We start from the raw sequence: 25,217 nt of genomic DNA, 5'->3' as shown, positions 1-25,217 counted from the left end.
CATCCTCGCAAAACGCGCTCGGGCCCGGTCCTGGTGGACCGGGCCCGAAGGTGTACCCCCGACCGGATTCGAACCGGCGCTACCTACGTGAGAGGCAGGCGTGCTAGGCCGCTACACAACGGGGGCATGTCGCTCTCTCGAGCAACCTGCGGAACTCTATCGAGGTGCCCTCCCAGCGCCAAATCGGCGTCTGCTCCTGCCTTCTCGCGAGAACTCGCTGGTCTACTAGGACTCGAACCTAGACTAACTGGACCAGAACCAGTCGTGCTGCCAATTACACCATAGACCACTGCTGCATCGGCCCTTTCCCGGAGGACCGGGCCGACTGGAAACACTACACAAGCCCGCCGCGCGGCTCCAAAATGGCCCCGCCATCCGGCTCTCCGGTGCGGTTCGCGACGCCCAGCCGGCGGGCGGCGGCGACGGCGAGCACGAGGTAGCTCACCGACTGCACGAGGGTGACCGGGATCGACCACCAGCTGCCGCCGGTGGGGTTGAGGGCCTCGGTCATGTCGCTGAACGCGAGGGCCAGGCCGAAGGCCAGGAAATTGTTGAGGACGTGCATCGCGATGGCTGCTTCGAGGCCGCCGGTGAGGATCACCAGCAGGCCGGCGACCACGCCGAACGCGAGCCGGTCGAAGAAGATCGGCACGTCCTGGCCGAGGCCGTGGGCCAGCGCGAACAGCACAGCGGGCACGCCGACCGCGACGGCCGCGCTCGCCCGCGCCCCGAGACGCGCGGTGAGGCCGCCGAACGCCTGCGCGAGGTACCCACGGAACACGTACTCCTCGCCCGCCGCCTGCAGCGGCGTGAGGAGCAGCACGACCAGCACGAAGTCGCGCATGGTGGAGGTCCAGGGGTTGGCGCCGCCGGTGGTGTCGAGGGTGCCGGCTCCCTGGTCGGGCAGCACACCGGAGACGGCGACGGTGAGCGCGAGCGCGACGACGGCGATGCCGAGACAGACGGCGAACCACCGCCAGCGCAGTCGCCCCACGACGGAGGCGACCATGCCCGGGCGCTGGCGGTGCAGCAGGAGCGCGACGACCAGCACGCCGGGGATGGCGAGCGCCCAGCCGAGGTTGACGTAGGCCAGGAAGGCCGGTGTGACCGGGTCGCCACTGAGCCGGGCGGCGATCTCGTAGGTGTCCCGCGAGGTCAGCAGGAGAAAGATGCCGAAGAACGCCGTGAGCAGGAACTGCCCGGCGAAGAAGAGGACCGCGACCAGCGGTACGCCGACGAGTGGGCGCCAGGCACCGCCCGGCCCCCGCCGATGGAGCTCGTCGTACCGGAGCCCGGCCGGTGCGGCCGGGCCGGCACCGGCCGGCTCAGCCGAGGGCACGCTGCAGCCGCCCGAGGCTGCGCTCGCGGCCGAGGAGCTCCAACGACTCGAACAGCGGCGGGGAGATCCGCTTGCCGGTCACGGCGACCCGGACCGGACCGAAGGCGTTGCGGGGCTTGAGGCCCAGCCCGTCGACGAGTGCCGTCTGCAGGGCGGTCTGGATCGCGTCGGTCGACCAGGTGCGCAGGCCGGCCAGGGCGTCGTACGACGCCTGCAGCACCGGGATGCCGGCCTCGCCGATCTGCTTCGCGGCGTCGTCCGGGTCGACCTCGAACGCGTCCTCGTCCACGAACAGGAAGCCGAGCAGCGCGCTCGCCTCGGAGAGCTTGTTGATCCGCTCCGCCACCAGGGGCATCGCGAGCTCGAGCAGTTGGGCGTCGGGGTCGGAGACCGGGTCGGAGACGACACCGTCGCGCTTGAGGAAGGGCAGCACCCGGTGGGTGACCTCCTCGACCGACAGCAGCCTCATGTGGGCAGCGTTGATCGCGTCGCACTTCTTCAGGTCGAAGCGGGCCGGGTTGGGCACGACGTCGCTGACGTCGAAGGCCTCGACCATCTCGGCGAGGCTGAAGACGTCGCGGTCGGCGGCGATCGCCCAGCCCAGCAGGGCGAGGTAGTTGAGCAGCCCCTCGGGCAGGTAGCCCTGGTCGCGGTAGGCCAGCGCGTGGGCCTCGGGGTCACGCTTGGACAGCTTCTTGTTGCCCTCGCCCATGACATAGGGCAGATGGCCGAACTGCGGCGTCGCCTTCGCGATGCCGATCGCCTTCAGCGCCTCGTAGAGAGCGATCTGGCGCGGCGTGCTCGACAGGAGGTCCTCGCCGCGCAGGACGTGGGTGATCTCCATCAGCGCGTCGTCGACCGGGTTGACCAGCGTGTAGAGCGGGTCGCCGTTGGCGCGACAGAGCGCGAAGTCGGGGACGAACTCGGTCTCGAAGCTGACCTCGCCGCGGACCAGGTCGTGCCAGGTGATCGAGCCGTCGGGCATCCGGAACCGGACGACGGGCCGGCGACCGTCGGCGACGAAGGCCGCGACCTGCTCGGCGGTGAGCTCGCGGCAGAAGCCGTCGTACCCCTGGACCTTGGAGCCGGCGGCCTTGCGGCGCGCGGCGGCCTCGTCGTTCGTGCAGTAGCAGTCGTAGGTGAAGCTGCTGGCCTTCAGCCGGGCCAGCGCGTCGGCGTACAGGTCGCCGCGCTCGCTCTGGAAGTACGGCGCGTGCGGGCCGCCGACCTCCGGGCCCTCGTCCCAGTCGAGGCCGAGCCAGCGCATCAGGTCGAGGATCGAGTCGAGCGACTCGGTGGTGCTGCGCTCCTTGTCGGTGTCCTCGATGCGGAACACGAAGGTGCCGCCGTGGTGGCGGGCGAACGCCCAGTTGAAGAGGGCGGTGCGGATCATCCCGACGTGGGGGCTGCCCGTCGGGGACGGCGCCATCCGGACTCGTACCGGCGCGTTGGTGCTGCTCATGGGCGTGCTTCCACCTTGTTCGTGAGGGTTCCGAGACCGTCGATCGAGACTTCCACCTCGTCGCCGACCTGCATGGGGCCGACACCCTCGGGGGTACCGGTGAGGATGACGTCGCCGGGCAGCAGCGTCATCACGCTGGAGACGTGCGCGATCAGCGCGGGCACGTCGAACACCATGTCGGCCGTCGTCCCGTCCTGGACGACGTCGCCGTTGAGGAAGGTCTGGATCCGCCGGCCCTCGGTGAAGTCGTTCGGGTCGAGGTCGGTCTCGATCCACGGCCCGAGCGGGCAGAACGAGTCGAACCCCTTGGCCCGCGTGAACTGGCCGTCGGCGCGCTGCAGGTCCCGGGCGGTCACGTCGTTGGCGAGCGTGTACCCGTGGATCACGTCGGTGGCCTGCTCCGCGGGGACATCGCGGCAGATGCGGCCGATGACGACGGCGAGCTCGCCCTCGTAGTGGAGATCCTGGGTCTGGCGCGGGTAGAGGATCGCGTCGCCAGGGCCCACGACGCTGGTGTTGGGCTTGAGGAAGATCATCGGCTCGGCCGGCACCTCGTTGCCGAGCTCGGCCGCGTGGGCCGCGTAGTTGCGGCCGATCCCGACCACCTTGCTGCGCGGCAGGACCGGCGCGAGCAGGCGCACGTCCTCGAGCCGGTACTCGCGCTCCAGGAGCTTGATCCCGACGTAGAGGGGGTCACCCGCGAGACCGACGATCACCGCGTCGTCGGCGGGCTGGCCGTACTCGTCGAGGTCGCCGGTCAGGACGCCGTACGACGGCTCCTCGCCTGTCGTGAATCTGACGATGCGCACGCAGCGAGCCTATCGACCTACGCTTGCCCGTCGTGACAGTGCTGGTTCTGGACGGGGAGGAATGGCGTCGGCGGGTCGCCGACCATGCCACCCGCATCGACCGGTACGTCGCGCCGCATCTCGCCCGACGCGAGGCGCACGTCAAGCACCCGGTCTTCGACTTCCTGTTCACCTACTACTCCTACCGGCCCGCCCAGCTGCGCCGCTGGCACCCCGGGTTCAGCGTCGGCCTGGACGACGCGGAGGAGTATGCGGACCTCAAGGGCTACGGAGTCGTAGGGGCAGGAGTGAGCCCCGGCTCACTCTCACCCACCCGACTCGGCGTCACTCCCGAGTACGTGCGCTCCCAGCAGCCCCTCGTCGCGGCCCTCCACCGTCTGCTCACCGCGACCGCGGCCCGCGCGCCGCACTTCGGCTGCTTCGGCCTGCACGAGTGGGCCATGGTCTACCGCCTCGCCGATGACGAGACCCGCCATGCCGACTGGCCGCTGCGCCTGGGACCGGCCGGCACCGACGAGGTCGTCGAGGGCCACCGGATCGCCTGCTCCCACTTCGACGCCTACCGCTTCTTCACCCCGCCCGCACGCCCCCTCAACACGCTCTCCCCCGGACGCGACGACCGGCCCGCCTTCGAGCAGCCCGGCTGCCTGCACGCCGGGATGGACCTCTACAAGCACGCCTTCCGGCTCGCGCCGATGGTCGATTCCGATCTGGTCGCCGACTGCTTCGAGCTCGCCTGGGACATCCGGGTCATGGACATGCGGGCAGCGCCGTACGACCTGCGGGACCTCGGCTTCGAGCCTGTGCCGATCGAGACCGCCGACGGCAAGGCCGCGTACGTCGAGGCGCAGCGCGGGTTCGCCGAGCGGGGCGCTCCGCTCCGGGCGCGGCTGGTCGAGGAGTGCCGGCGACTTCTTACCGCTTCCAAGTCAGACTGAATTCGCCTAGGGCGCGAATAGGTGAGTCAAGAGGATCTTGCGATTGCCACAAACGCCAGCCCGCGAGGAGGTCGATGACATCGGAACTTGACGGCTGGCAGCGGCGGCGGGCTCGTCCTCACAATCACCTTCGAGCCTGCAAGGCGGTGCTGCGAGGCTGGGAAATCCTCAGAATGTGACGTCGCATCGTCATCGCAACCGGGATCGGACACACCGGCCGCTCATTCGCGGGAGACCGCCCGGGAAACAACGTCCACGGCCTCGACCACCGGCACGTGCTCCCAGATGCGGACCACTGTCCATCCCGCTTCGCGAAGCGCCGCATCGTGCTCACGGTCGCGCTCGACATTCCGCGCCAACTTCGGCCTCCAGTAGTCGGCGTTCGATTTCGGCTGAGTGCCGTGCTCGGGGCAGGAGTGCCAGTAGCAGCCGTCCACGAACACCGCGACCTTGGGCTTCGTGAACACGATGTCAGGCCGTGGTCTCACGCTGCCCAGATCAAGCGGATAGTCCTTGCGGAAACGATAGCCGGCGGCGTGCAGCGCCGAGCGCATGGCAATCTCCGGCTTGGTGCCGCTTCGGCGGTTCCCCCGCATCGACGCTCGGGTCCCGGGGCTCGTGGCCCATGACTCAGCGACCATGCGGCCACGGTACGCCTCAGATGTGAGCGAAGGTTGCGTCGTACTCGTTCGCCATCCGCACGATCATCGACCCGTAGTGGAAGTTGTCACCCTGCTGCGGCGCCGGCGGACTGTTCACAAGCCTCACGGGCGAGCCATCGTTGACGAGATCGAGCACAGTGACACCGATGGCATCGAAGCCGGTGCCCTTGCTGTTGCTGCGCCTCGGGATCTCGGCGACCTTGTCGAGCACTCGCTGCGTGTCAGCGGGCTGCTTGTGTTTCGTGATCTCCGGCGGGAGTCCACGAGCCATGTCCTTCGAGTTGATAATCGGAGACACGAAGGTCGCGGAGTGATTCACCTGGACGTACGCGATGGCGAGCGCCTGCACAGATGAGCCGTGCACACAGAGGTGCGACGAGTTCAGCTCGTCGTACAGGCGAGGCAGCGACTTCACATGCGCGGTCATGGTGGCTTTTGCCTCAAGGGCGACCAGCGTCGCGCCAACTGGGGCGACCGGAATGTCTGGCAGGCCGGCAAGCAGTGTCTGCTCTTGAGGGGTCAGGTTGATCCGGTACTGAGTTGCCAGCGACTTCAGTGATGGACCGCCTGCCGGCACTCCGCCGTTCGGGCGGGCGATCACGAGGTCGAGATCTTTCTTGCGGCCAGTGGCGTAGTCACGCATCTCGTGGTTGACGCCCAAGATGACTTTGCCGGAGGTAACGTGGGACTGCATCAGCGATGACGTACGGAGGAGATCGAACGCGACTCCCCAGGATCCTACCTTCGAGTGCCGATCGGATCGGGAGTGGTACTGCCAGCGGACACCGTTCTTGTCGGGAGGACCGAGAGTGGTCAGGTATCTGGCCAAGATCTCCGGTCCATGCACACGGCAGACGCTAGCTCACCTTGCGGTCAGCGAGCGGGAGAACCGCACCGAACATCAACTCTGCATAGCGGTCGACGTCGTCGCGAAAGCCGTCGTAGCGGCCGAGGTTGCCTTGCGAGAGACGATTGCGGAAGCCGTTAATGGCGCGTCCGCTCAGTGGCGTGGCCTCATTCAGGTCAACCACCGCCGACAGGTGTTCGTACGGCGCGAGCAGTGGGAACTCCGAGATCTCTACCTTATGGGCCTTCCCGCGCTCCCCCCACGCCGCCGTCGGCCAGCGATGGGTGATCTCGGGTCCGGTCAGGTCTACCACCGCACCCGGCGAGGCGATGCGGCCAGCGACCCACTCAGCCACGCGGGTCGTCACGGCGTTGCCCACGAGCTTCCAGCGATGCCCATGTTTGCGACCGGTGATCTCCACGTCGGTCCATCCGCGGTCGAAGCCCTGCATGGCCTCCGCGTCCTCGATCCGCGGCGTGACGAAGAGCCGGTCGTCACGAGCTCCGGGCACCCAGATGGCGGGCGGCGAAGGGATACCGATCGTCGAGCCGCCCTTTAGGGTCGGGACGGCGTCCTGCGCCCATCCCAGACCCCCGCGGCCCTCGGTCCAGTAGAACCCGAATGCATCAGCCTCAAGGTCGACCTCGGGCCTCTCCCCCGCGTCGTCGGCGAAGAGAACTGGACGAGGGTCGTCCGTGGTCGACGCCAGCAGGATCACTCGGCGTCGACGCTGAGGTACGCCCGTGAACCGAGAGTCAACGACGCGGTAGGCCCAGCGATAGCCAAGCGCCTCGATCTCCTTGACGAGATAGGCCATCGCCTTGCCCTTGTCGAGCGTCAGCATGTTCGGCACGTTCTCGATCATCAGCCACGGCAACCGGCCCTCACTCGCAGCGGCCAGTCGCAGGGCCTCGAAGACGTGGGCCACCAGCCCCGAAGCATCGCCCGTGATGCCCGCCGTCCGGCCAGCCTGCGACAGATCCGTGCACGGAAACCCAGCCGAGAGCAGATCGAGGCCGGTGGGCAGGTCGCGCAACTCCCGCACGTCAGGGTGGAGCTCGCTCTCGGGGAACCGAGCCTTGAGCACTTCCTGGGCCGGTTGCCACCACTCGCAGAGGAGTTCAGTCTGTACGGCATCCCCCAGCGCCCGATGGAAGCCTTGCTCAATGCCTCCAATGCCGGCGAAAAGCCCCGCGATCCGCACGCGTCTTCCTCGTTCCCCTAGGTCTTGAGAGCACCGTAGACGAACGGGCCGACAAAACCAGAGCCTCCGCGCCGCACCCGTGGAAAGCGAGGGGCGCGGCTGATCGAGGAGTGCGAGCGGCTGCTCGCCTGACCGCCTCTCAGGCGGGGACCGGGGTCGCGTCCTGCTCGGCGACCGCCACCCGCTCGCGGCCCCACGCCCGCCATGCGATCCGGCCGACGAGCGCCAGCCACCCGACGATCAGCACGACGTCCAGGACGATGGGCAGGTCGGTCACCGCGCCGACGACGGTGACGGCGTTGACCAGGATGACCAGGCCGCCGACCATCGCGCCCATCGGTGCGTGCGGGAGCCGGCCGGCGAGGCGGGCGGCGATGGGCGCGACGAGGACGCCGCCGAGGACCAGGCCGAGGACCGGGAGCCAGGGGATGTCCTGGTGCGCGGCGCCGGTGATGAAGCCGGTGGAGACGGAGAGGGCGACGACGAACTCCGCCGCGTTGGTGGTGCCGACGACGCGGCGCGGCTCGTGACTGGTCACCGTCATCAGGCTGGGGGTCACCACCGGGCCCCAGCCACCGCCCCCGGTCGCGTCGACGAAGCCGCCGAGCAGGCCGATGGGCGAGAGCCAGCGCGCGGTGTGACCGGACTTCGGGACCGGGATGATCCGCAGCCCGAAGCCGAAGCGGACCAGGATCACCAGCCCGAAGAAGATCAGCAGCCCGGCCATCGACGACTTCGCCGCCTCCAGGCTGATCGAGGTGAGGATGACGGCGCCGAGGAAGCCGCCGACCGCACCGGGCAGGGCGACGCGCACCAGCACCTTGGGGTCGACGTTGCCGGCCCGCCAGTGCGCGATGCCGGAGACGAAGGTCGTCGGGAGCTTCGCCGCATGGGTCGCGGCGCTCGCCGTGGCCGGGGCGACGCCGAGCGCCAGCAGCACCGTCGCCGAGGTCACGCCGAAGCCCATGCCGAGCGTGCCGTCGACGAGCTGGGCGAGCCCGCCCGCGAGCGCGAATGCCGCGATCAACCACATGTCAGACCCTCGAATCGGTAATGGTTATAAACACTACCGATCAAGGCTACATACAAGACCTTGCACTGTCGACCCGCCGGTCCGCGCCGGTCGGCGGTCGTGCGGACCGAGGAGACCCGGTCCCGGTGGATCAGCGCGCGGCGATGCCGTCGTACATCACGGCGCGGATCGCCGCACTCAACCGCGCCTGCCGCTCGGGAGCGGGATCGCGCAGGCCCGCCAGGACGGAGCCGAGGATCATCCCGTTGATCGCCTGCGCCGTGGGCTCGACGTCGAGGTCGGCCCGCAGATAGCCGAGTCGCACCCCGTGCTCGAGGTACGCCGCCGTGAGCAGCGTGGTCATCGCGAACAGGTCGAGCATCCGCTCGCGCATGGCGTCGTCGATGCCGGCGGCGGACAGCAGCAGCTGGGCCACGCGCGGGTCGTCACTGAAGATCCGGGCGAGGGCGGCGCCGATCCGCTCGGTCTGGGCGCGGTAACCCTCCAGCGTGGTGACGGCCTCCGGCGCGTTCTCGGCGCCGAGCGCGTCGACGATGCGGCCGATCAGGTCGTCGATGACGTGCTCGACGATGTCGCGCTTGTTCTCGAAGTAGCGGTAGAAGGTGCCGTGCCCGATCCCGAGTCGCGCGGCGATGTCGGCGATCCCCGTGGCGTGGTAACCCTGCTCGGCGAAGCAGGTGAACGCGGCGTCGATGATCTCGCGCCGGGTCTCGGCCTTGCGCCGCGCCAGCCGCGAGAGCCGCTCCGTTGCCGCCGTCATGACACCGGAGCCTATTGCAGATCGACGGAACTGACGATACGTTCCGTAACTGACACGCCATTCCGCTTTGCTCGACACCACCCGCAGGAGGGCCACATGGGGCGCGCACTCGTCATCGGCTGCGGCGGCACCCTGGGCTTCGCCTGGACCGCCGCCGTGCTCGCCGAGCTCGACCGGCAGGGGTGGGACACCCGCACCGCCGACGTCCTGGTCGGTACGTCGGCCGGGGCCGAGCTCGTCGCCCTCCTCGGCGCCGGCGTGCCCGCGGCCGCGATCGCCGACCGCAGCGACGCCCGGGTCGCCGCGCATCTGGCCGCTGCCGGCGCGCCGGGCCGACTGCCGGGCCTGCCCCGACCCGCGCTGCCCACCCTCGGGCTCACCCGGGCCGCCCTGCGCGGCCGGGGCGACGTCCTGTCCGGGCTGGCCGGGCTGCTCCCCCGCGGTGCCGGGAAGGCGCAGTGGCTCGTCGACCTCGGCGACGCCCTCACCGACCCGATGACCGGCTGGACGACCCATCCGCAGACCTGGCTGGTCGCCGCGGACGCCCGCACCGGAGCGCGGGTCCCCCTCGGTCGCGCCGGCGCCCCCGAGGCCACCCTGGGCCAGGCGATCGCGGCCTCGTGGGCGATCCCCGGCTGGTTCCCGCCGGTCGCGATCGGCGCGCGGCACTATGTCGACGGCGGCGCCGTGTCACCCACCTCGGCCGACCTCTTGGTCCCCCACGTCACCGACGGCCGGATCGACGAGGTCGTGGTGGTCGCCCCGATGTCGAGCCACGGCGGCGCCCGCGCCCGCGGGACCGAGCGGGTCGAGCGGCTGCTCCGACACCCGATGACGCGCCGGGTCGACCGCGAGGTCGCCCGGCTGCGCACTGCCGGCGCGCGCGTCCACCGGATCGAGCCGAGCCCGGCCGACCTGTCCGCCATGGGCGCCAACTTCATGGACCGCACGCGGGTCGAGCGCGTCCGCGAGGTGGCCGCCCGCACTGCTCCCACCCTCGTCACCCTGCTGGAGGCCCGGCGATGACCCGTCCCACCCCCATCGATCTGGCCGGCGCGCACGTCGCGCTCACCGGCGGTGCTCGCGGCATCGGCCGGGCCACCGTCGAGGCGTTCCTCGCGCGCGGGGCGAAGGTCTCGTTCGGCGACCTCGACCTCGACACGGCGCGAGCCACCGCAGCCGCGACCGGCTCCTCCGCACACCTCCTCGACGTCGCCGACCGGGCGTCGTACGACGCCTTCGTCGAGGCCGCCGAGGCCGAGCACGGTCCGGTCGACGTGCTGGTCAACAACGCCGGGATCATGCCCAACGGCGCCTTCCTCGACATGGACCCCGCGCTCGACCGGCTGATGATGGAGGTCAACGTCCACGGCGTGCTGCACGGCATGCGGCGGGTGCTCCCCGGGATGGTCGAGCGCCGCCGAGGGCACGTCGTCAACGTCGCCTCACTGGCCGGCAAGTTCCCGATCCCGGGGCTCGCGGTCTACAACGCCAGCAAGGACGCCGTCGTCGGGCTCACCGCCGCCACCCGGCTCGAGATGGCGCCCCACGGCGTCACCCTGACCGCGGTGCTGCCCTCGGCGGTCGACACCGACCTCGCCTCGGGCCTCGACATGAAGCCGATCCCCAAAGTCTCCCCCCAGCGGATCGCCGACGCCGTCGTCGGCTCGGTCCGCAGCCGCGACGCCGAGATCGCGGTGCCCGGCTACGTCGGCGCGCTCGCCGCCGGCTCCCACCTGGTGCCCGTGCCGGTCCTCGACCGGTTCCGCCGCCTGATGCGCGACGACCGCGCGCTCCACGCCGACGCCACCGAGCGAGCGGCCTACACCGAGCGTCTCGCCGACGCCGCCACCGAGAGGACCACCCGATGAGCCAGCACGTCCACGACGCCGTCATCGTCGGCGCCGGCTTCGGCGGCATGGGTGCCGCGATCGAGCTGCACCGCCAGGGCTACGACGATCTGATGATCCTCGAGCGCGAGGACGACCTCGGCGGCACCTGGCACGTCAACCGCTATCCGGGTCTCGCCGTCGACATCCCCAGCTCGACCTACTCCTACTCGTTCGAGCCGAACCCCCACTGGTCGCGGCTGTTCGCGCCCGGGCCGGAGCTCAAGAAGTACGCCGCGCACGTCGCCGACAAGTACGGCCTGCGCCGGCACATGCGCTTCGGAGCCGTGGTCGAGGGGGCCCGCTGGGACGAGGACACGGCGGCCTGGGAGGTGACGGTCGCCGGCGGCGAGGTGGTCCGCGGCCGCTTCCTGCTCACCGCGACCGGCTTCCTGTCCCAGCCCCGACTGCCCGACATCGCGGGCATCGAGGAGTTCGCCGGCACCGTCGTGCACACCACCCGCTGGGACGACGACATCGAGCTCGCGGGCAAGCGGGTCGGCATCATCGGCACCGGAGCCACCGCCGTCCAGCTCATCCCCGAGCTGGCCAAGGTCGCCGACCACCTCACCGTCTACCAGCGCACGCCGATCTATGTGAGCCCCAAGCTGGACGGTCCGGTCCCGGGCGTGGTGCGGGGCGCCTTCGCGAAGGTGCCGCTGACCCAGAAGGCCACGCGCCTGGTCGGGACCTCGATCCTCGAGGTGATGATGGTGGCCGGCGTGCTGCACTTCCGCGACCTGCCGTGGGCCAACGCGGCCGGCAAGCGGGTCTGCGCCGCGCACCTCGAGCGCCAGGTCAAGGACCCGGTGCTGCGCGCCAAGCTCACCCCCGACTACGACTTCGGGTGCAAGCGGCCGACGTTCTCCAACACCTACTACCCGACGTTCACGAAGCCGCACGTCGACCTCGAGACCACCTCGATCGACCACGTCGACGCGCAGGGCATCGTCACCACCGATGGCAACCGCTCCGATCTCGACGTCCTGGTGCTCGCGACGGGCTTCAACCTGTGGGACGTGAACTTCCCGGCCGTGCAGGTGGTCGGGCGCGAGGGCCGCGACCTCGGCAGGTGGTGGCGCGACAACCGGTTCTGTGCCTACGAGGGGATCACGGTCCCGAAGTTCCCCAACTTCTTCTCGCTCAACAGCCCCTACTCCTACTCGGGCCTGTCCTACTTCACGACGATCGAGACCCAGATGGCCCACCTGGGCCGGGTCCTCGGCGCGATGCGCCAGCGCGGCGCCGACGTCGTGGAGGTCACCGAGGAGGCCAACGACCGGTTCCTGGACCGGATGACCGGCCTCCTCGGCAACTCCGTCTTCAACGCCGGCAGCTGCGCCACCGCCCGCAGCTACTACTTCAACCAGCACGGGGAGGCGGTGCTGCTGCGCCCGACGTCGACGCTGAGCGCCGCCCGCGAAGCCACCCGCTTCCCGCTCGACGACTACACGTTCACCGCGGCGAGGGTGTCGGCGTCAGCCTCCTGAGGTGCGTCGGTCATCACCCGGTGCCGGGTCTCGGCCATCAGCAGGACGCACACCACGCTGAGGGCGCCGAAGGCAGCGAGCATCCAGCCGATGGCGCTGGTGTTGCCGGCCTCTGCGAAGTCGGAGGCGAGGTACGGCGCCGTGCCGCCGCCGATCACACCAGCCAGGTTGTAGGCCATGCCGGCGCCGGTGTAGCGGTACTCGGTGCGGAACATCTCCGGGAGCATGGCACCCGCCGGGCCGTAGGAGACGGCGAAGATGGCGAGCGTGCCGAACAGGCCGATCGCGAATGCCGTCGCGGTGCCGCGGTCGAGGATCGGGAAGAGCGCGAAGCCCCACGGGATCGCGACCAGGCAGGAGGCGAGCACCACCTTCTTGCGACCGATCCGGTCGCTGAACACGGCGGACAGGGTGATCACGATCCCGAACACGACGGCGCCGACGACACCCATGGTGAGCACGGTGGCACGGGACAGGCCGACCACCGTGGTGCCGTACGAGGTCAGGAACGCGGTGCCGACGTAGAAGAACGCGAAGAGCATCGCCAGCGAGCCACCGCCGAGGAGGATCTCCCGCCACTGGTGGCGCAGCGCGGCGGCGAGCGGGCCCTGGGTGCTGGCCCGGGTGCGGGTGGTCTCGCGGAACATCGGGGTCTCCTCGACCTTGAGCCGCACGTAGAGACCGATCATCACGAGCAGCGCACTGGCGACGAAGGGCACCCGCCAGCCCCACTCGATGAACGCCGGGCTGGTCTCGCCGACCGCGCGGTTGACGAGCAGGAAGGTGCCGCTGGAGAGGGCGAAGGCGATCGCGGGGCCCAGCTGCGGGAACGCCGCGTAGAGACCGCGCCTGTTCGGCGGGGCGTACTCCGCGGCGAGCAGGGTCGCGCCCGCCCACTCCCCGCCGACGGCCAGGCCCTGGAGGAAGCGCAGGGTGACCAGCAGGATCGGCGCGGCGACGCCGATCGTCGCGGCGCCGGGCAGCAGGCCGATGGCGACGGTCGCGGCGCCCATCAGCAGCAGGGTGCTGATCAGGGTCTTCTTGCGGCCGAGGCGGTCACCGAAATGGCCGAACCCGATCGCGCCCAGCGGGCGGGCGATGAACGCCACCGCGAAGGTGGCGAACGAGGCCACGCTCGCGGTGGAGTCGCCCAGTGCCGGGAAGAACACCGTCGGGAACACCAACGCCGCGGCGGTGCCGTAGATGAAGAAGTCGTAGAACTCGATGGTCGTGCCCGCGCAGCTCGCGAAGGCGACGCGCCGCATCGGGGTCGGTCGTTCGGACATGGAATCCACTCCTCGGGGTTCGGTCGATCGCCGGGAGTGTGAGTCGGGCCACAGGCGTCCCGGACCCCTCGAAGGAGGTACTACCTCCCAAGGAGGGTGCCGTCGTTGCCGCCTGTGACCGCAGTCACCTACCGTGGAGGGCATGTCCCTCGACCTCGCCCAGGAGGCGCCGACCGACGGCGGTCGCCTGTTGCGCACGCTCACGGCGTTCCGCGCGACCGGGCACAGCGACATGGCCTTCGGCGGCCCGGTCGTGGACAACGGCACCGCTCTCGCCATCACCGGCCTGCACAGCGCCCAGACCCGCGCCCTGCAGGGCCTGCGGGTGCGCTCGGGCTACGGCCTCGGCGGCAAGGCACTGCTGATGGGCCGGCCGGTGTCGGTGACCAACTACTACGACGCCCGCGGCATCACCCACCAGTACGACGGCCCGGTGCGCGCCGAGCAGCTCGAGACCGTGACGGCGCTGCCGATCGTCGTCGACCGCTCGCCGCGGATGATCGTCTACGTCGGCCATCGCGCCCAGGTCGTGCTCGGCGACGTCTGGTACGACGCCTTCCTGCCCCTCGTCCGGCGCCTCGAGCGCGAGATCGCCGTCGACGACGAGGTGCGCCGCCGGGTGGGCGCGCTGCGCGGCCTCGGCCAGCTCCCGACGCCCCACGCGCCTGCCGAGGTGCAGCTGACCCGCGCCGACCTGCGCGACATCTCCGACGAGCTCGCCGACCTCGCCTCGCTCGTCGAGGACGAGGCGCTGCGGGCCCGTCTCGTGGAGGTGCGCAACCGGGTCGAGCACGGCCGCACCCCCGCGACGGCACCGGCCGCACGGCGTACCCCGGGGGTGCCGACCGGCCTCGCCGCCCGCGAGGTCGACGTCCTCGCCCAGGTGGCGCTCGGCCAGAGCAACCGCGAGGTCGCCGCCGCTCTCGGCCTGGTCGAGAGCACCGTGAAGTCCTATCTCAAGAACGCCATGCGCAAGCTGCACGCGACCAACCGGGTGCACGCCGTCCGGCTGGCGCGCGAGGCCGGCGTCATCGACTGAGTCGCCGCTCAGCCGCCCAGCGCGTTGGGCTTGCGCCACTGCCGCTCGAACGGCAGCCGCCAGGCGTACGGCGCGACGAGCTGGTGGATCTGGTTGGGGCCCCAGCTGCCCTGCCGGTAGGGCCGCACGACGGGCGGGTTCTCGAGCAGCGGCTGGGAGACCTCCCACAGCCGCTCGATGCCCTCGGCGGAGGTGAACAGGGTCTGGTCGCCGCGCGCGGCGTCGTAGATCAGCCGCTCGTAGGCCTCCAGCACCGATCCGGCCCAGGTGGTGTCGGTCATCGCGAACTGCATGGAGAGCTTGTCGAGCTTCATCCCGGGGCCGGGGCGCTTGCCGTAGAAGGAGAGCGACATCTTCGCCTTGTCGGCCAGGTCGAAGGTGAGGTGGTCGGGACCGTGGTCGCCGACCCCGGAGTTGTGGGGGAACATCGAGCGCGGAGGCTCCTTGAACGCGATCGAGATGATCCGCGCGCCCTCGGCCAGCCGCTTGCCGGTGCGCAGGTAGAAGGGGACGCCGGCCCAGCGCCAGTTGTCGATGAAGCACTTGAGGGCGATGAAGGTCTCGGTCTCCGACTCGGGCGCCACGCCTGCGATGTCGCGATAGCCCTCGTACTGGCCACGGACGACGTTGGCCGGGTCGATCGGCATCATCGAGCGGAAGACCTTGTTCTTCTCGTCGTTGATCGCGTCGGGCGCCAGCGAGGTCGGCGGCTCCATCGCGGTGAACGCGAGCACCTGGAACAGGTGGGTGACCACCATGTCGCGGTAGGCGCCGGTCGACTCGTAGAAGTCGGCGCGCTGCTCGAGGCCGAGCTCCTCGGGCACGTCGATCTGGACGTGGTCGATGTTGTTGCGGTGCCATATCGGCTCGAAGAGGCCGTTGGCGAACCGGAACGCGAGGATGTTCTGCGCGGCCTCCTTCCCGAGGAAGTGGTCGATCCGGTAGATCTGCGACTCGTCGAAGGTCCGGTGCAGCTCGGCGTTGAGCTTGCGGGCCGAGGCGAGGTCGACGCCGAACGGCTTCTCCATGATGATCCGGCCGCCCTCGGCGAGCCCCGCGTCGTCGATCGTCTTGACCACGGTCGGCGCCGCCTTGGGCGGGACGCTGAGATAGTGCAACCGGACCCGGTCGCCGTCCCACGCGGACTCGGCCTTCTCGACGGCGGCGCGCAGCCCGGAGGTGCCCTCCGTGCCGGGCGCCCAGTGCAACAGCTTGGCGAACTCCGGCCAGGCCGCCATGTCGCCGTCGTCGCCGGAGAACTCCAGCACCGCCTCGTGCACGAAGTGCACGAACGACTCCGTCGTGTGCTCGTCGAGCGAGGTGCCGACGATCTGCAGCTGCGGGAGCAGCCCGGTCTCGAACAGGTGCAGCATGCCCGGCAGCAGCTTGCGGCGCGCGAGGTCGCCGGTCGCGCCGAACAGCACGACCGTCACCGGCTTCTGGGTCTTCGGTGCCATGTCGTCCACAGTGCCTCCTCGGTGTTACCGCCACGATAACGAGAGGCGTCTGCGGGTGGGTCCTGCGTGTCGTACCGGACAGAACCGTCGTGAAGACGGCCGCGGCACGACCGTTGTGTCCGGTACGACGCTCAGACCAGCCGCGCGCGGAGACCGTCCAGGATGAGACCGAGCCCGAGGGTGAAGTCCGGGTCCGATTCGTCCTGGTGGGAGAGCACGAACCGGACCAGGGTGCGCGCGCCGACCCGGGCCAGGGCGGCGTCGGCTCCGCCACGCTCGAGGGCGGCGCGGAGCGGGCGCTCGAGCGCCTCGGCGTCCGAGCGATGCACCCCGGCGATCAGCTGGGCGCCGTCGCGGTGCCGGCGCATGGCGTCGCGCAGGCCGAGGCAGAGCAGGTGCGCCTCGGCGTCCCAAGCCATGATCTCGGCCGGCCGGCGGCCCCGGTGGAGGATCTCGTCGGCGATGGCGGCGAGCAGCGCGTCCTTGTTGACGAAGTGGTGGTAGAGCGCGCCGGGCTGGACGCCGAGGTCGCCGGCGAGGCGGCGCATCGACAGGGCGGCGAGACCGTGCTCGTCGAGCACCTCGATCGCACGCTCGACCACGTCCCTGCGCCGATACCGCACTCCGCACTCCCCTCGTCCCGTGCCCGCGTCGGTGGACCCCCGTTGACCGGAGTCCCGCGGCCAGCCTAACCTGAACACCGTTCAACTGCCCCGCCGCGCTCCCCCGGACCCGAGAGTGACCCGATGAACCGCCGTACCCCGACCACCGACGTCGCCCTGATCGCCGGCTTCGCCGCGCTCATCGCGGTGTGCGCCATCCTGCCCGACATCAAGACCGGGATCGGCGTCCCCTACTCGCTGCAGACCTTCGGCGTCCTGCTCGCCGGCGCGGTCCTCGGGCCCCTGCGCGGGTTCCTGTGCGTCGTGCTCTACCTGGTCGCCGGCCTGGTCCTGCCGATCTACTCCGGCGGCGCCTCCGGCATCTCGCACTACAGCGGCGTCACCGCGGGCTACCTGGTGGCGTTCCCGCTCGCCGCCGCACTGTGCGGCTACCTGGTCTACCGCAACCGCCAGAACGCGACGCAGTTCACGCTCGTCTTCACCTGCGGCCTGCTCAGCAGCTTCGTGTTCGTGCACACCCTCGGGCCGCTCAACCTCGCGTGGCGCGCGGACCTCAGCCTCAAGGAGGCGTTCAGCTTCGACGCCGCCTACTTCCCCGGCGACATCGCCAAGAACGTCGTGATGGCGCTGATCGCCACGGCCGTGCACCGCGCCTTCCCGGACCTCGCCGCCCGGCGACCGGCCGCGACCCCCACGGACGAGCCGGCGCCCCAGACCGCGTGAGCCGGATCGAGCTCGACCGGGTCGTCGTCCGGGCGGCGACGCCCGGCGGCCCCGTCCCCGAGGTCACCGTGCTGCGGGAGACCACGCTCGACCTCACCGAGCGGCGGATCGCCCTGGTCGGCCCCAACGGCTCCGGCAAGTCGACGCTGGCGCGGCTGGTCAACGGCCTGGTCGAGCCCACCTCGGGCCGGGTCGTCGTCGACGGCCTCGACGTGGCGAAGAAGGGTCGCGAGGTACGCCGCCGGGTCGGCTTCGTGTTCACCGACCCCAGCGCGCAGCTGGTGATGCCCACGGTCGTCGAGGACGTCGCCCTCTCCCTGCGCCACCAGGTGCGTGGGCGCGAGGAGCGCACCGCCGCGGCCCGCGCCGTGCTGGCGTCGTACGGGCTGGACGAGCTGGCGGACCGCAGCGTGCACACGCTCTCCGGCGGGCAGCGGCAGCTGCTGGCGCTGGCGGGGGTACTCGCCACCGACCCGGCCGTGCTGGTGGCCGACGAGCCCACGACGCTGCTCGACCTGCGCAACGCCCGGATGATCGGCGACCTGCTGTTCGGGCTCCCCCAGCAGCTGGTGCTCGCCACCCACGACCTCGACCTGGCCCTGCGCTGCGACCGGGCCCTGCTGGTCGACGATGGAGCGGTCGCGGCGGACGGCGCGCCCGCCGAGGTGGTCGCCCACTACCGCGCGAGCGCCCGGTGAGCCTCCGGTGGTGACCGCGAGCCCGCTCGGGGACTACCAGCCCGGCATCACCGTCTTCCACCGGCTGCCCGTCGGCGCCAAGCTCCTGGGGCTGCTGGTGCTCAGCATCGTCGCGGTGGCCTTCCGCGGCGTCACCACGACCGGCGCCCTGCTGGCGCTGGCCGTGCTCGGCTGCCTCGTCGCCGGCGTCCGCCTCGGCCGCGCGGCCCGGGCCCTGCGCGGCGTCCTGGTCGCGATGACCCTGCTGGCGGCGTACCAGACCTGGCAGCGGGGGGCCGAGCACGCCTTCGTCGTCGTCGGCGCCCTGGTCGCGCTCGTCCTGCTCGCGACCGTCTTCACCACGACCACCTCGGTGGAGCGGATGGTGGACGCCATCACCCGCTGGCTCGGTCCGTTCCGCCGCCTCGGGGTCAACCCGGAGCTGGTGGCGCTGGCGTTCTCCCTCATGATCCGCGGCATCCCGCTCACGCTCGCCATCGCCGGCGAGACCCGGGACGCCGCGCGCGCCCGCGGCCTCGAGCGCAGCCCCCGGGCCTACCTGACACCGCTGGTGATCCGGGTCGTCGCGCACGCCCGGGCCACCGGCGACGCCCTGCACGCCCGCGGCCTCGGCGACGACTGACCCGTCCGCGCTGAGGCGCCCCCTCCCCAAGGCCGCGGATCCCGGCTATCCTGAGCGACCTGAACACTGTTCAGTTCACCCGGCGACATCCGACGAGGAGCACCATGACCGTGACCGACTTCGACGAGCTGGCCACCCGCATCCTCGACGGCGGTGCGGCCTCCGAGGCCGACGCGCTCGCGGTCCTGCGCGCCGCGGACGCGGACCTGATGGCCGTGGTCGCCGCGGCCGGGCGGCTGCGCCGCACGCACTTCGGCAACACGGTGAAGGTCAACTACCTGGTCAACCTCAAGTCCGGCCTGTGCCCCGAGAACTGCAACTACTGCTCGCAGGCGCTCGGCTCGGACGCGCCGATCCTCAAGTACTCCTGGCTCTCCACGGACGAGACCCTCCAGCAGGCCGGCGCCGGCCTGCGCGGCGGGGCCACCCGGGTGTGCATGGTGTCCTCGGGCCGCGGGCCGTCGAACCGCGACATCGAGAAGGTCGCCGAGATGACCGAGGCGCTCAAGGACGAGTACCCCGACGTCGAGGTCTGCGCCTGCCTCGGCCTGCTCGAGGACGGCCAGGCCGAGCGCCTCAAGGAGGCCGGCGTCGACGCCTACAACCACAACATCAACACCGCCGAGTCGCACCACGACACGATCGTCCAGACCCACACGTACGACGACCGGGTCGAGACCATCGGCAAGGCCAAGTCCGCGGGCCTCTCGCCCTGCTCGGGTCTGATCGCCGGGCTCGGCGAGACCGACGAGCAGCTGGTCGAGGCGCTGTTCGCCCTCAAGGCACTCGACTCCGACTCGATCCCGGTCAACTTCCTGATGCCCTTCGACGGCACGCCGTTCGAGAACACCTGGGAGCTCTCCCCCACGCGCTGCCTCAAGATCCTGGCGATGGCTCGGTTCGTGTGTCCCGACAAGGAGGTGCGGATCGCCGGCGGCCGCGAGATGCACCTGCGCTCGCTCCAGGCTCTGGCCCTGCAGGTCGCGAACTCGATCTTCCTCGGCGACTACCTCACCTCGGAGGGGCAGGAGGCCAGGGCCGACATCGAGATGATCCGCGACAACGGCTTCGTCGTCCTCGGCGCGGAGGACGAGCACGCGGACGTCGTGGAGGCCGGCCACGACCCGGCCATCCGGCGCCGTGGCGCGGGCACCGAGGTCGCGGCGAACGCCTGACATGACCGTGCTCGTCGACCACGACCTGCTCGCCTTCGACCGCGAGCACCTCTGGCACCCCTACACGTCGATGACCGCGCCGACCCCGGTGCGGCTGGTCACCGGCGCGCGGGGCTGCGAGCTCGAGGTCGACGGCGCCTGGGTGGTCGACGGGATGGCGTCGTGGTGGTCGGCGATCCACGGCTACCGGCACCCGGCGCTCGACGCCGCGCTCGCCCAGCAGACCGGCCGGTTCAGCCATGTCATGTTCGGCGGGCTGACCCATGAGCCGGCCGTCGGCCTCGGCCGCCGTCTGGTCGACATCACGCCGGAGCCGCTCGCGCGGGTCTTCCTGGCCGACTCGGGCTCGGTGAGCGTCGAGGTCGCGCTCAAGATGGTGCTCCAGTACCAGCGCGGGCGCGGTCGTCCCGAGCGCACCCGAATGCTCACCGTCCTCGGCGGCTACCACGGCGACACCTTCGACTGCATGAGCGTCACCGACCCGGTCGGCGGGATGCACACGATGTGGCAGGGCCTGCTCCCCGACCAGGTCTTCGGACCACAGCCCCCGGCGTACGACGCGGACGCGGACGCGATCGCCTCCTGGGCGTCGTCGCTGCGCGAGCTCGCCGCGCGGCACGCGCACGAGCTGGCCGGGATCATCGTGGAGCCGCTGCTCCAGGGCGCGGGCGGCATGCACCCCTATCCCGCCGCGTGCCTGCGGGTCTTCCGCGAGATCGCCGACGAGCACGGCCTGCTGCTGGTCTTCGACGAGATCGCGACCGGCTTCGGGCGCACGGGGCACCTGTTCGTGAGCGAGCTCATGACGCCCGACGTCCTGTGCCTGGGCAAGGCGCTGACCGGCGGCTACCTCACGCTCGCGGCCGTGCTGAGCACCGACGAGGTCGCACGCGGGATCTCCGCGAGCGAGTCCGGCGTCCTCATGCACGGGCCGACCTTCATGGGCAACCCGCTCGCCTGCGCGGTGGCGAGCGCCTCGATCGACCTGCTGCTCTCCGTGGACTGGGCGACCCGGGTGAGCGCCATCGGCACCCGGCTGGCGTCGGGCCTCGCCCCGCTGCGGACGGCGCCGGGCGTGGTCGACGTGCGGACGATCGGCGCGGTGGGCGTGGTCCAGCTCGACCACGAGGTCGACGTCGTCGCGGCCACCGAGGCGGCACTGGCCGCGGGCGTGTGGCTGCGTCCGTTCCGGGACCTGGTCTACGCGATGCCGCCTTACATCACCGGACCGGACGAGGTCGACCGACTGGTCGCGGGGATCGCCGCGGCGGTGAGCGCGGGATGAGCGCCTGGGAGACCTGGCTCGACGAGCAGGCCGCCGCACGCGAGGCGGCGGGGCTGACCCGCCGGCTGCGGGTGCGGACCGCCGAGGACCCGACGATCGACCTCGCGGGCAACGACTACCTCGGGCTCGCACGCGACGCCGAGGTACGCCGGGCCGCCGCGGACGCGGCGCTGGTCTGGGGGGCCGGCGCCGGCGCCTCGCGGCTGGTCACCGGCACCCTGACCGTCCACGAGGAGCTCGAGACCGAGCTGGCGGCGTACCTCGGGCAGCCGGCCGCGCTCGTGCTGTCCACCGGCTACCAGGCCAATCTCGCCGTCGTGACCGCACTCGCCGACCCGACCACCCGGGTGCTCTCGGACGCGCACATCCACGCCTCGCTGGTCGACGCGGTCCGGCTCTCCCGGGCACGACTGAGCGTCGTGCCGCACAGCGACGTCGCGGCGGTGCGGTCCGGCCTGGTCGCCGCCGCGAGCGCCGGCGAGCGAGCGCTGGTCCTGGTCGAGTCGGTCTACTCCGTCCTCGGGGACGCCGCGCCGCTGGTCGAGCTGGCCGCCCTCTGCGAGGACTACGACGCCCTCCTGGTCGTCGACGAGGCGCACGGCCTGGGCGTGCACGGCCCGGGCCTGGTCGCGAGGTCGGGCCTCGCGGGCCGCCCCCACGTGGTGGTGACGGCGACGCTGTCGAAGTCGCTCGGAGCCCAGGGCGGCGCCGTCCTGGGTCCGGTCGCGCTGCGCGAGCACCTGGTCAACCGGGCCCGGCCGTTCATCTTCGACACCGGCCTGGCGCCGGCGCCCGCCGCCGGCGCACTCGCCGCGCTGCGGTGCCTGCGCACCCGGCCCGAGCTGGGCGCGCGGGTGCGCGCCCGGGTCGCCGAGCTGGCCGACAGACTGGGTGTCGCCCCGCCGGCCGGGGCGGTGCTGTCGGTCCCGATGTCGTCGCCCCGGGCCGCGGTCGCGGCCCAGGCCGCCGCATCGGACGCCGGGCTGCGGGTGGGCTGCTTCCGCCCGCCGTCGGTCCCCGACGGCATCTCGCGGCTGCGGATCACCGCCGGCGCCGGCGTACCGGACGACGCCTGGTCACGCGCCGTGGCCGTGCTCGGCGCCCTCGTGAAGGAGCACCAGTGACACGCATCGTGGTCGTCACCGGGACGGACACCGGGGTGGGCAAGACCATCGCCACCGCCGCGCTCGCCGCGCGGGCCGTCGCCGCCGGGGAGCGGGTGCTCGTCGTGAAGCCGGTGCAGACCGGCATCGACCCGGATCGGGCCGAGGCTGCCGACGTGGACACGGTCGCGGACCTGGCAGCGGTCGATGTCCAGGAGCTGGCGCGACTGCGCGAGCCCCTCGCCCCCGACACCGCCGCCCGCCTCCAGGGCGTGCCGATCCCGACCGTGCGCGAGCACGTCGCCCGGATCAGGGAGCTGCTGCCGGCGTACGACCGGGTGATCATCGAGGGCGCCGGCGGACTGCTGGTCCGCCTCGACGCGGAGGGCGGCACCCTGCTCGACCTCGCCCGCGACCTGACCTTCGCGCTGCGACGGGCCGACGGCTCCCCCGTCGAGGTGGTCGTGGTGTGCCGGGCCGGGCTCGGCACCCTGAACCACACCGAGCTGACCGTCACCGCGCTCCGCGCGGTCCAGGTCGAACCGGCCGGCCTGGTCATCGGCTCCTGGCCGCGAGATCCGGGCCTCGCCGAGACCTGCAACCGCACGGATCTCCCCCGGGTCACCGGCGTACCCGTGCTCGCCGTCGTCCCCGACGGCGCCGGCGCGCTGGCTCCCGAGGAGTTCCGGGCCGCGGCGCCGGCGTGGTTCGGCTGAGCATCACCACAGGGGCGGGCGGCGGTCCGTCCAGGGCGCGGCGGCCTCGACCTGGGCGGCGAGCGAGATCAGCAGCTCCTCCTCGGCCGGTCGCGCGGCGAGCATGATGCCGACCGGGAGTCCCTCGGGGGTCTGGTGCAGCGGCAGCGAGACGGCCGGCATGCCGGTGACGTTCCAGGCCGAGGTCCACGGTGTGAACCGCTTCTGGGCCTCGAAGTCGGCAGCCGGGTCCGCGTCGTCGCGTAGCGCCCCGACCGGGAGCGGCGGGGTGGCGAGGGTCGGCGTGAGCACGATGTCGTACGGCGCCAGGGCGACCAGGGCGTCGGCGGCGTAGCGGCGCATCGCGCCGATCGCCAGGCCGAACTCCGGACCCGACACCGCCTCGCCGCGCTCGCCGAGCCAGCGGGTCAGCGGCCGGATGCGCCGCCGCTGCTCGGGCTCCAGCGGCACCGTGGACAGCGCCGTCAGCACCGCCCAGCAGGTCTCGAAGACGCCCACCGCCTCGGGCGGCAGCGGGACCGGCACGTCCTCGACCGCGTGGCCGAGCGAGGCGAGCAGCCGGGTCGCATCGTCATAGGCGCGACGGACCTCGGGATGCAGGTCGACGTCGGCGATCACCGGAGTGTCGAAGCAGGCGACACGCAACCGGCCGGGATCGCGGCCCGCCGCCGCGAGGAAGGTGCCGGCCGGGTCGGGCGCCCAGGCGGGATCGCCCGCGCGTCGCCCGGCGAGGACGTCGAGCAGCGCGGCGGCGTCGGCCACGCTGCGGGCGATCGGGCCCGCGACGGCCAGCCCGACCGGGTCGCCGTACATCGGGAAGCCACTGATCCGGCCCCGGGTCGGCTTGAGCCCCACCAGGCCGCAGCACGAGGCGGGGATCCGGATCGAGCCGCCGCCGTCGGAGCCCTGGGCGACCGGGACCAGCGCGGCGGCCACCGCCGCGGCCGCGCCTCCGGAGGAACCGCCCGCCATCCGGGTGGTGTCCCACGGCGTGACGGCCGGCGGGCGCCCCTCCGGCTCGGTGTAGCAGGGCGAGCCGAACTCGGGAGTGCTGGTCTTGCCGAGGCTGACCATCCCCGCGTCCTCGATCGCGAGGGTCACACCGTCGGAGACCTCCGGGACGTAGTCCGCGAAGACCGGTGAGCCGAAGGCGGTGGGCACGCCGCGGGTCAGGTTCAGGTCCTTGATCGCGGTCGGTACGCCGGCCAGCGGTGACGCGCCGTCCCCCACCGGCCCCACCGCGGCGACCTCCCGGGCCCGCAGCCGCGCGGCATCGGGGTCGCGATGCACGAACGCGCCGTCGACGTACTCCCGAGGGAGACGCGCGGCGCGTTCGAGGTAGTGCTCGGTGAGCTCGACGGGGCTGATCTCGCCACTGCGGATCAGCGCCCCCTGCTCCAGGGCGGTCAGGTCGTGGAGTTCGGCCACACCCCGAGGTTAGCCAGCCCCGGCGAGAGCTCAGGCGGCGGTGGCGGCGGGGGTGAACTCGGCGAGGCGGGCGAGGGCGTCGAGCAGCTTGGCGCGGACCTCGGCGTCGGTGGTGGGGTCGACGTCGATGGCGGACTGCGAGACCGTGACGTCCTCGACCACGAGGGCTCCGGCGATGCCGGCGGAACGGGCGGTGTCGCCGTGGGCCCACTTGCCGCCGTACGGCGTCGGGGTGGCGCCGATGACGCCGAACGGCTTGCCGACCATGGCGCCGGCGCCGTACGGGCGCGAGAGCCAGTCGATCGCGTTGTTGAGCACGGCCGGCATGGTGCCGTTGTACTCCGGGGTGACCGCGAGCACCCGGTCGGCGGAGCCGACCCGGTCGCGCAGCGCCCGGGCGGTGTCAGGGGCGCCCGCACCGTCAGGGCCGTCCAGGTCCTCGTTGTAGAACGGGATCCGGTCGAGGCCGTCGACGATGTCGAGGGTGATGCCGGCGGGCGCCTCGTCGCGCAGCAGCTCGGCGATCCTTCGGTTGACGGAGCCGGCGCGCAGGCTTCCGACGAGGACGGCGACGTGGGTGTTCGGGGTGTCAGTCATGAGAGGCGAAACGGACCATGGTCCGCTTTCAT

25 protein-coding genes and 2 tRNA genes are annotated in these 25,217 nt (G+C 71.6%); 12 read left to right on the top strand and 15 right to left on the bottom strand.

The features are described 5' to 3' along the window. Positions 1 to 53: 53 nt before the first annotated feature. The 5 genes from QJ852_09395 to QJ852_09375 all read right to left on the bottom strand — a co-directional run bounded on the left by QJ852_09395 (position 54) and on the right by QJ852_09375 (position 3,610). Positions 54 to 126: transfer RNA gene (locus QJ852_09395), tRNA-Glu, on the bottom strand. A 91-nt stretch (positions 127 to 217) separates the two neighbouring features. Continuing rightward, positions 218 to 289: transfer RNA gene (locus QJ852_09390), tRNA-Gln, on the bottom strand. A gap of 45 nt (positions 290 to 334) precedes the next feature. Next, positions 335 to 1,339 carry a CPBP family intramembrane metalloprotease gene (locus tag QJ852_09385; GenBank protein ID WGX98646.1) on the bottom strand — a complete coding sequence of 335 codons (1,005 nt, stop codon included), beginning with the start codon at positions 1,337 to 1,339 and terminating at the stop codon, positions 335 to 337. Further along, positions 1,326 to 2,801, bottom strand: a complete 1,476-nt coding sequence (gltX, locus tag QJ852_09380; GenBank protein ID WGX98645.1) for a glutamate--tRNA ligase — start codon at positions 2,799 to 2,801, stop codon at positions 1,326 to 1,328. Before gltX ends, QJ852_09385 begins: the two co-directional genes overlap by 14 nt. Then, positions 2,798 to 3,610 (bottom strand): fumarylacetoacetate hydrolase family protein, encoded by an 813-nt coding sequence (locus QJ852_09375; protein WGX98644.1) that lies wholly within the window; start codon positions 3,608 to 3,610, stop codon positions 2,798 to 2,800. The genes gltX and QJ852_09375 overlap by 4 nt, the downstream gene beginning before the upstream one ends. A gap of 32 nt (positions 3,611 to 3,642) precedes the next feature. Between QJ852_09375 and QJ852_09370 the strand changes: the two genes are divergently transcribed. Next, positions 3,643 to 4,548, top strand: a complete 906-nt coding sequence (locus QJ852_09370; protein ID WGX98643.1) for a 3-methyladenine DNA glycosylase — start codon at positions 3,643 to 3,645, stop codon at positions 4,546 to 4,548. 221 nt (positions 4,549 to 4,769) lie between these two features. On the opposite strand, the gene QJ852_09365 is transcribed toward QJ852_09370, so the two are convergent. From QJ852_09365 to QJ852_09345, 5 genes are all read right to left on the bottom strand, one after another. Beyond that, on the bottom strand, positions 4,770 to 5,144 hold the full coding sequence (locus QJ852_09365) for a very short patch repair endonuclease (GenBank protein ID WGX99438.1): 375 nt from the start codon (positions 5,142 to 5,144) through the stop codon (positions 4,770 to 4,772). Positions 5,145 to 5,205: 61 nt separating this feature from the next. Further along, the gene (locus tag QJ852_09360; protein ID WGX98642.1) at positions 5,206 to 5,904 is read right to left on the bottom strand and encodes a hypothetical protein; all 699 of its coding nucleotides are present in this window, start codon (positions 5,902 to 5,904) and stop codon (positions 5,206 to 5,208) included. Positions 5,905 to 6,067: 163 nt separating this feature from the next. Further along, positions 6,068 to 7,261, bottom strand: coding sequence for a DNA (cytosine-5-)-methyltransferase (gene dcm / locus QJ852_09355; protein WGX98641.1), 1,194 nt, complete (start codon positions 7,259 to 7,261; stop codon positions 6,068 to 6,070). A 139-nt stretch (positions 7,262 to 7,400) separates the two neighbouring features. Further along, positions 7,401 to 8,294 (bottom strand): sulfite exporter TauE/SafE family protein, encoded by an 894-nt coding sequence (locus tag QJ852_09350; protein ID WGX98640.1) that lies wholly within the window; start codon positions 8,292 to 8,294, stop codon positions 7,401 to 7,403. 130 nt (positions 8,295 to 8,424) lie between these two features. Next, positions 8,425 to 9,054, bottom strand: coding sequence for a helix-turn-helix domain-containing protein (locus QJ852_09345; GenBank protein WGX98639.1), 630 nt, complete (start codon positions 9,052 to 9,054; stop codon positions 8,425 to 8,427). Positions 9,055 to 9,150: 96 nt separating this feature from the next. On the opposite strand from QJ852_09345, the gene QJ852_09340 reads away from it, so the two are divergent. From QJ852_09340 to QJ852_09330, 3 genes are read left to right on the top strand one after another with little or no spacing between them, the layout of a single operon-like run. Beyond that, positions 9,151 to 10,080, top strand: coding sequence for a patatin-like phospholipase family protein (locus tag QJ852_09340; protein ID WGX98638.1), 930 nt, complete (start codon positions 9,151 to 9,153; stop codon positions 10,078 to 10,080). Further along, positions 10,077 to 10,925, top strand: coding sequence for an SDR family oxidoreductase (locus QJ852_09335; protein ID WGX98637.1), 849 nt, complete (start codon positions 10,077 to 10,079; stop codon positions 10,923 to 10,925). Before QJ852_09340 ends, QJ852_09335 begins: the two co-directional genes overlap by 4 nt. Beyond that, positions 10,922 to 12,433: an NAD(P)/FAD-dependent oxidoreductase gene (locus QJ852_09330; GenBank protein WGX98636.1), complete on the top strand. Its 1,512-nt coding sequence runs from the start codon at positions 10,922 to 10,924 to the stop codon at positions 12,431 to 12,433. Before QJ852_09335 ends, QJ852_09330 begins: the two co-directional genes overlap by 4 nt. On the opposite strand, the gene QJ852_09325 is transcribed toward QJ852_09330, so the two are convergent. Continuing rightward, positions 12,391 to 13,719 carry an MFS transporter gene (locus QJ852_09325; protein ID WGX98635.1) on the bottom strand — a complete coding sequence of 443 codons (1,329 nt, stop codon included), beginning with the start codon at positions 13,717 to 13,719 and terminating at the stop codon, positions 12,391 to 12,393. The two genes, QJ852_09330 and QJ852_09325, sit on opposite strands and share 43 nt — an antisense overlap. 142 nt (positions 13,720 to 13,861) lie before the next feature. On the opposite strand from QJ852_09325, the gene QJ852_09320 reads away from it, so the two are divergent. Beyond that, positions 13,862 to 14,758: a LuxR C-terminal-related transcriptional regulator gene (locus tag QJ852_09320; protein ID WGX98634.1), complete on the top strand. Its 897-nt coding sequence runs from the start codon at positions 13,862 to 13,864 to the stop codon at positions 14,756 to 14,758. Between the two features lie 8 nt (positions 14,759 to 14,766). On the opposite strand, the gene zwf is transcribed toward QJ852_09320, so the two are convergent. Then, positions 14,767 to 16,215: a glucose-6-phosphate dehydrogenase gene (zwf, locus tag QJ852_09315; protein WGX98633.1), complete on the bottom strand. Its 1,449-nt coding sequence runs from the start codon at positions 16,213 to 16,215 to the stop codon at positions 14,767 to 14,769. Between the two features lie 131 nt (positions 16,216 to 16,346). Then, a complete protein-coding gene (locus tag QJ852_09310) occupies positions 16,347 to 16,817 on the bottom strand; it encodes a TetR family transcriptional regulator (protein ID WGX98632.1) in 471 nt (156 codons plus the stop codon). Positions 16,818 to 16,961: 144 nt separating this feature from the next. Between QJ852_09310 and QJ852_09305 the strand changes: the two genes are divergently transcribed. The 7 genes from QJ852_09305 to bioD all read left to right on the top strand — a co-directional run bounded on the left by QJ852_09305 (position 16,962) and on the right by bioD (position 23,160). Beyond that, positions 16,962 to 17,561, top strand: a complete 600-nt coding sequence (locus QJ852_09305; protein WGX98631.1) for a biotin transporter BioY — start codon at positions 16,962 to 16,964, stop codon at positions 17,559 to 17,561. Next, entirely contained in the window at positions 17,558 to 18,259 is a 702-nt protein-coding gene (locus QJ852_09300) for an ABC transporter ATP-binding protein (GenBank protein WGX98630.1), read from the top strand. The genes QJ852_09305 and QJ852_09300 overlap by 4 nt, the downstream gene beginning before the upstream one ends. A gap of 10 nt (positions 18,260 to 18,269) precedes the next feature. Beyond that, positions 18,270 to 18,881: an energy-coupling factor transporter transmembrane component T gene (locus tag QJ852_09295; GenBank protein WGX98629.1), complete on the top strand. Its 612-nt coding sequence runs from the start codon at positions 18,270 to 18,272 to the stop codon at positions 18,879 to 18,881. A 104-nt stretch (positions 18,882 to 18,985) separates the two neighbouring features. After that, positions 18,986 to 20,056: a biotin synthase BioB gene (bioB, locus tag QJ852_09290; GenBank protein WGX98628.1), complete on the top strand. Its 1,071-nt coding sequence runs from the start codon at positions 18,986 to 18,988 to the stop codon at positions 20,054 to 20,056. Between the two features lies 1 nt (position 20,057). Next, the gene (locus QJ852_09285; GenBank protein ID WGX98627.1) at positions 20,058 to 21,341 is read left to right on the top strand and encodes an adenosylmethionine--8-amino-7-oxononanoate transaminase; all 1,284 of its coding nucleotides are present in this window, start codon (positions 20,058 to 20,060) and stop codon (positions 21,339 to 21,341) included. Continuing rightward, on the top strand, positions 21,338 to 22,465 hold the full coding sequence (locus tag QJ852_09280) for an 8-amino-7-oxononanoate synthase (protein ID WGX98626.1): 1,128 nt from the start codon (positions 21,338 to 21,340) through the stop codon (positions 22,463 to 22,465). The genes QJ852_09285 and QJ852_09280 overlap by 4 nt, the downstream gene beginning before the upstream one ends. Continuing rightward, positions 22,462 to 23,160, top strand: a complete 699-nt coding sequence (bioD, locus tag QJ852_09275) for a dethiobiotin synthase (protein WGX98625.1) — start codon at positions 22,462 to 22,464, stop codon at positions 23,158 to 23,160. Before QJ852_09280 ends, bioD begins: the two co-directional genes overlap by 4 nt. Positions 23,161 to 23,163: 3 nt before the next feature. Here bioD and QJ852_09270 read toward each other — a convergent pair whose 3' ends face one another. Together QJ852_09270 and QJ852_09265 are read right to left on the bottom strand one after the other, a co-directional pair. After that, the gene (locus tag QJ852_09270; protein WGX98624.1) at positions 23,164 to 24,588 is read right to left on the bottom strand and encodes an amidase; all 1,425 of its coding nucleotides are present in this window, start codon (positions 24,586 to 24,588) and stop codon (positions 23,164 to 23,166) included. A 30-nt stretch (positions 24,589 to 24,618) separates the two neighbouring features. Continuing rightward, positions 24,619 to 25,185 (bottom strand): NAD(P)H-dependent oxidoreductase, encoded by a 567-nt coding sequence (locus QJ852_09265; protein ID WGX98623.1) that lies wholly within the window; start codon positions 25,183 to 25,185, stop codon positions 24,619 to 24,621. Positions 25,186 to 25,217: the final 32 nt, after the last annotated feature.

The organism is Nocardioides sp. L-11A, assembly GCA_029961745.1.
GTDB lineage: Bacteria > Actinomycetota > Actinomycetes > Propionibacteriales > Nocardioidaceae > Nocardioides.
This window is presented reverse-complemented; position numbering and strand designations above follow the sequence as displayed.